Source organism: Parabacteroides sp. Y3-G-102 (assembly GCF_023656845.1).
Classification (GTDB): Bacteria; Bacteroidota; Bacteroidia; order Bacteroidales; family Tannerellaceae; genus Parabacteroides; species Parabacteroides distasonis.
Window position 1 is genome coordinate 72,072 of record NZ_JAMOKU010000026.1, and the last position, 6,075, is coordinate 78,146.

The window sequence follows — 6,075 nt, forward strand, 5'->3', positions numbered from 1 at the left end:
AAATTGAAAATTGAGAATTGAAAATTAGCGGGAGACACGGCCGGAGGTGTCGCCGGACATGAGTTTTTCTACTTCCTCTACGGTTACTTGGTTGAAGTCTCCGTAGATCGTGTGTTTCAGGCAGGAAGCCGCTACCGCAAAGTCCAAGGCTTTCTGGTCGTCACCGGGGTAGGAGAGCAAACCGTAAATAAGGCCTCCCATAAAAGAATCGCCTCCACCTACACGATCTACGATATGGGTGATGTCATACCGGCGGGATTCGTACAACCGGTTGTCGGCGTATAGCACTCCGCCCCATGTGTTATGATTGGCATTGATGGAGCCTCTTAGCGTGATGATAACTTTCCGGGCACGTGGGAAGCGAGCCATTAATTGGGTACATACCGACTGGAAAGAAGCGGCGTGTACCTCGCCTTCCGTGGCGGCAGCGTCGAAACCTTCGGGCTTGATACCGAAGACTTTCTCGGCATCTTCCTCGTTTCCTAGGATGATATCGCATCCGGCTACTAGTTCCGGCATGACCTCATGGGCTGTCTTACCGTATTTCCAGAGATTTTTCCGGTAGTTGAGGTCGCAGGATACCGTGATGCCCAATCGGTTTGCCGCCTGTATCGCTTCCAAGCATACGTTGGCGGCACCTTCGGATATGGCTGGCGTGATACCTGTCCAGTGAAACCAAGAGGCATCTTTGAATACCTCGTCCCAATCGATCATCCCCGGTTGGATCTCGGCGATGGAAGAATGAGCCCGGTCATATACCACCTTGCTGGCACGAGCGACCGCTCCGGTCTCCAGAAAATAAATGCCTAACCGTTCCCCTCCGTAAATGATCTTGGATGTTCCGATACCCTGTTTGCGTAATTCCATAACGCAGGCACGGGCGATGTCATTTTTGGGTAAACGGGTTACAAACTCAGTCTCTATGCCATAGTTGGCGAGTGAGGCGGCGACATTCGCTTCCCCTCCGCCAAAAGTAGCGTTGAACTGATTGGCTTGGCAAAAGCGTAAATAGTCCGGAGTAGCCAGCCTAAGCATGATCTCTCCGAAAGTTATGACTTTCTTACTCATGGTGGTATAGTATTATGTTTTTCGCAAATGTAAGGGTTTATTTCGAATAATGTATAGCGTGTGTGCGAAAACATAGGCTTTTTTATTCCACCTCCCGGACAAAACGCCCGATTTCGAAAGGAGTCTTAGGGGCGCTAACACTGGTGTAGAAAGGAAGCAGGTATTTGACAAAGCCTTCTTCTACCTCTAAATTGGGAAATCCTAGTTTATAGATACCAAAGCGAGAATCATAATCCTTGATCGAATCTTCTCGAAGTTCTGTATACCGATGGGATAAATAGTCTGGTTCATAGTGCCAAATATTTAATGTGACCTATTGACAAAGATACGATAAGTTTCTTGATTTAGGATATAGAGTCCGGAAAAACAAAAAAGCCGCTAGTCCCAATATGGATGCGGCTTTTTTTGCTCCTCAATGAAACAATCTCACGATTCCCCCCTTGCAAAGACTTGTTAACCTTAGATCTAAAATACTATGAAAAAAACTCGATGCAAATATAAAGGGTTTTATAATATGCGTCAATAGTATTTGTAACATTTTATTGTAAAAATATCGCAAATAGGTTTCAATTTGATATATATCAAGCTTGTTATTCTGAAATTCCGTACTTTTTAGGAATATTATTCATAATTTCGAATAATTCGTTAACAGTCTCCGCACGTAGCATGGCGATCCGTGTTTGCTTGAAATCGGTAATACCTTTGAAGAGCGGAGTAGCTGCCAGATGACGACGAATATGTAAGATTCCCCTACGTTCGTCCAATCGTTCCACGCTTTGCTCCACTTGTTTTTTTAGGATATCCAGATACCAAGAGAAAGGCTCTTGCGGCAATAATTCCCCGGTCGTAAGATAGTGTTTTACCTCCCGGAAGATCCAAGGGCGGCCTATGCTAGCCCTACCGATCATTACGGCGTCTACGCCATAGTCCTCGAAACGCTGCTTGCATATCTCGGCGGAAGTCACGTCGCCATTCCCGATGATAGGGATTTGCATGCGAGGGTTATTTTTTACGGCACCGATCAAGGTCCAATCCGCCTCGCCCGTGTACATTTGCGCCCGTGTACGTCCGTGGATGGAGAGGGCGGCGATACCGCAATCCTGTAGTTGCTCGGCCAGATCCACGATAACACGGTTGTCGGCATCCCATCCTAAACGGGTTTTCACGGTGACGGGGATGTTCACGGCTTTCACTACTTCTTTCGTGATTTCCAGCATCAACGGGATATTGCGTAGCATACCGGCCCCGGCTCCCTTGCCTGCTACTTTCTTTACGGGGCAACCAAAGTTTATGTCTAAAATATCCGGACGAGCTTCCTCGCAAATACGTGCGGCCTCTACCATCGAGGCTACGTCCTTACCGTAAATCTGGATAGCGACCGGACGCTCATCATCGGAGACATTTAGTTTTTGCTGTGTTTTGTTCACACTGCGGATCAACGCGTCGCTCGATACGAACTCTGTATATACCATGTCCGCTCCGAAGCGTTTGCACATCAAACGAAACGAGATATCTGTCACGTCCTCCATAGGCGCCAAGAATACCGGACGCTCCCCTAAATCTATTGAACCAATCTTCATACCTTCTGTTTGCTAACTAAATAGAGATTACAAAAGTACTTCTTTTTGGGGAATAATTTTTACATCTCGTAAGATGATCGGTGGATGGAACAGGCGTTTTTAATAATCCGGATCATTTATGATATATTGATAGAGCTCGGATTGCCCCGCTTTATTTAGGATCTTGTGCTTCTCCAACTGGAACTATTCTTTCATGATGGGATGGAGGGTTTGTGCTTATAAGAAATCTTCTCAAATATTATTCGTACCTTTGCTACCGTAATATTAAAATATATAACCTTGAAAGAGAAGGATTTTGAAATAATGGCGCCTGTCGGTTCCTATGAATCGTTGATGGCTGCTATACAAGGAGGGGCCGACTCCATTTATTTCGGTATCGAGGGATTGAATATGCGTTCTCGCTCGTCGAATAATTTCACGACGGAGGATTTGCGTAAGATCGTCGCTATTTGCGGGGAACATGGTATCAAGAGTTATCTCACGGTTAATACGGTTATTTATGGTGAGGATCTTCCGTTGATGAGGGAGATCATAGACGCCGCTAAGGATGCGGGTGTCTCCGCCATTATCGCCGCCGATGTGGCCGCTATGAGTTACGCGAATAGCATCGGGCAAGAGGTGCACTTATCCACGCAGTTGAATATCTCGAACGTGGAGGCGTTGAAGTTTTACGCCCGCTTCGCCGATGTGGTCGTATTGGCTCGCGAATTGAACTTAAAGCAGGTGCATGAGATTTATCAGGAGATCGTGAAGCAGCAGATCAAAGGCCCGAAAGGGGAATTGATCCGCATAGAGATGTTCGCTCACGGGGCTTTGTGCATGGCCGTGTCCGGTAAATGCTATTTGAGTTTGCATGAGATGAACGCTTCCGCCAATCGGGGGGCTTGCATGCAAATTTGTCGTCGTGCCTATACGGTGCATGACAAGGATAGCCAGATCGAGCTGGATGTGGAGAATCAGTATATCATGTCGCCGAAAGACTTGAAGACGATTCATTTCATGAATAAGATGATGGATGCCGGCGTACGTGTGTTCAAGCTGGAGGGGCGTGCCCGCGGGCCGGAGTATGTGCGTCTCGTGACCGAATGTTATAAAGAGGCGGTCAAGGCCTATTGCGAAGGTACCTTCGATGAGGAGAAGGTAGCGGTTTGGGACGAGCGTCTGCGCAGGGTCTTTAATCGTGGTTTCTGGGATGGCTACTATCTGGGACAACGATTGGGTGAATGGAGCAGTAAATATGGCTCCGGTGCTACCCGTAAGAAAGTGTACGTGGCACGGGGTATCAAATACTTCAGCGGAATCGGTGTCGCCGAGTTTGAGATGGAGTCCGGTTCCTTGAGAGTAGGCGATGAGATCTTGGTAACGGGTCCCACGACCGGAGCCGTTATGCAGACCGTCGATGAGATCCGGGTAGACCTGAAACCGGTGGAGGAGACCGTGAAAGGGGAACGCTTCTCGATAAAGATGTCCGAGAAGATCCGCCCGTCCGATCGTCTTTATAAAATGGAGAAAGTACAAATCGAAAAAGAACTACAATAATGAAGGAATATATTTTTAAACTGACAGACAAGGTTCGCGATTATGAGTGCGATTTGCAAGGCGTGGTGAATAACTCCAATTACCAGCATTATATGGAGCATACCCGGCATGAGTTTCTGGAGTCGTTGGGTGAGAACTTCGGCGCCATGCATGAGAAGGGCATCGATGCTTTTGTGGCCCGTGTGGATATCCAGTTCAAGAACTCCTTGCGGAGCGGCGATCGGTATACTTCTTGCCTGAATGTATATAAGAAAGGGGTGAAACTGGTGTTCGAGCAAGATATTTACCGGGAATCCGATGGGGCGCTGGCTACTAAAGGAGTCGTGGAATCCGTTGTCGTAGAGAATGGCAAATTAACCAGAGGAGAATATTTCGATGAGATGCTAAAGCGAATAGAATCAAAACAAGCATAAATGACAGACAAACAGATTTACCAAATTGGCCTTACTATGATTAATGGGGTGGGAGATATCCTAGCCCGCCATCTTCTGGAAGCGTTGGGAGATGCGGAGGCCGTGTTTACGGAAAAGCGCCAGTCGCTAGAGAAGATACCGGGTATCGGCGATTCGATTATCGCCGAGATTAAGCGGGCGGATGTGCTTTTACGGGCAGAGAAAGAATTGGCTTTTGCCCAAAAGAACGGTATCTCTATCTATTTCTTGAAAGATATGAATTATCCGGAACGTCTGCGGGAATGCCCAGACGCTCCGGTTTTATTTTATTTCAAGGGGAAGGCGGATTTAAACGCCGCCCATATCATCAGCGTTGTGGGTACTCGTAGGGCCTCCGCTTATGGGCAGGAAGTGACCGAGCGTTTATTGCGGGATTTGTCCGTGATTTTCCCGGATCTATTGGTCGTTAGCGGACTTGCGTATGGCATCGATATTTGCGCTCATCGGAATGCGTTGAAGAACCAATTGCCCACGGTGGGCGTATTGGCGCATGGTTTGGATCGTATCTATCCTCCCGTGCATCGTTCTACGGCGGTCGAGATGTTGGAGCGGGGAGGTTTATTGACCGACTTTCCTAGCGGGACGAATCCGGATCGGCAGAACTTTATCCGGCGAAACCGGATCGTAGCCGGTTTGGCGGATACCACGATCGTTATTGAATCGGCGGAGAAAGGAGGCTCTTTGATCACGGCGGATATCGCTTTCTCGTATGGCCGGGATGTCTATGCCTTTCCGGGTCGGGTAACGGATATCAACTCTAAGGGATGTAATGGCTTAATCCGGCAGAATAAAGGAGGCTTGATCACTTGCGCTGACGATTTAATCATGGCGATGCGTTGGGATGTCGCTCAAAAGACAGACGCGTTACCGGTCCAAACCCAATTATTGTTTCCGGAGAACGAGGAGAGCGAACGGATCTTGTCGTTCTTGGAGACGCAAAAGGAATCTCATATCAATGAATTGTCCGTAGCCTTGAATCTTCCGGTACATCAATTATCTTCTCTGCTCTTTGAGTTGGAATTGGATGGAAAGATAAAATCGATGCCGGGAAGCATCTATAAACGAATGAAACCCCTATAAATAATTAAAGCCTGTCTCACGACAAGCCCTAACCAAACTTTGTTAACCTTAAATCTAATACTATTATGAAAAAACCACAATGCAAAGATAAGCTTGTAAAGCCCCTTTGTCAAGGGTTTTGAGTATAACTTGTGTTAAACAACATGCCTGCCCGGTATAAAAAATGTTTTTGAATTTGAAACTATACAGAATAGGCACAAAATCTTCTAAAATTAACAATTTGGATGTTGTTTGGGCTCACCCGATAAACCTGGGGGATTAAGCATACAGCTTTGTAAGTCTGAAAAGAAAGAATTTTATATCCGTTACTCCTCTTAAAGCAGCTCTAAACGCCTTAATTTTAGCATTAAAAGACT

At 46.8% G+C, this 6,075-nt stretch carries 5 protein-coding genes and 1 pseudogene; 3 read left to right on the top strand and 3 right to left on the bottom strand.

Features of this window, described 5'->3' with window-relative positions; translation table 11 throughout:
* Positions 1–24: 24 nt before the first annotated feature.
* From NBH16_RS14065 to dusB, 3 genes and pseudogenes are all read right to left on the bottom strand, one after another.
* Positions 25–1,068 (bottom strand): sugar kinase, encoded by a 1,044-nt coding sequence (locus tag NBH16_RS14065; protein WP_005863435.1) that lies wholly within the window; start codon positions 1,066–1,068, stop codon positions 25–27.
* Positions 1,069–1,156: 88 nt separating this feature from the next.
* A pseudogene (locus NBH16_RS14070) lies at positions 1,157–1,312 on the bottom strand (AAA family ATPase); the annotation flags it as partial.
* A 346-nt stretch (positions 1,313–1,658) separates the two neighbouring features.
* Positions 1,659–2,648, bottom strand: a complete 990-nt coding sequence (gene dusB / locus NBH16_RS14075) for a tRNA dihydrouridine synthase DusB (RefSeq protein ID WP_009275231.1) — start codon at positions 2,646–2,648, stop codon at positions 1,659–1,661.
* Between the two features lie 279 nt (positions 2,649–2,927).
* Here dusB and NBH16_RS14080 point away from each other — a divergent pair, with 279 nt between their 5' ends.
* The 3 genes from NBH16_RS14080 to dprA are packed head-to-tail and all read left to right on the top strand — an operon-like array spanning position 2,928 to position 5,719.
* Entirely contained in the window at positions 2,928–4,187 is a 1,260-nt protein-coding gene (locus NBH16_RS14080; protein ID WP_172986694.1) for a peptidase U32 family protein, read from the top strand.
* The gene (locus NBH16_RS14085; protein WP_005860009.1) at positions 4,187–4,600 is read left to right on the top strand and encodes an acyl-CoA thioesterase; all 414 of its coding nucleotides are present in this window, start codon (positions 4,187–4,189) and stop codon (positions 4,598–4,600) included. Before NBH16_RS14080 ends, NBH16_RS14085 begins: the two co-directional genes overlap by 1 nt.
* Entirely contained in the window at positions 4,601–5,719 is a 1,119-nt protein-coding gene (dprA, locus tag NBH16_RS14090; RefSeq protein ID WP_122297302.1) for a DNA-processing protein DprA, read from the top strand.
* The last annotated feature ends 356 nt before the right edge of the window (positions 5,720–6,075 follow it).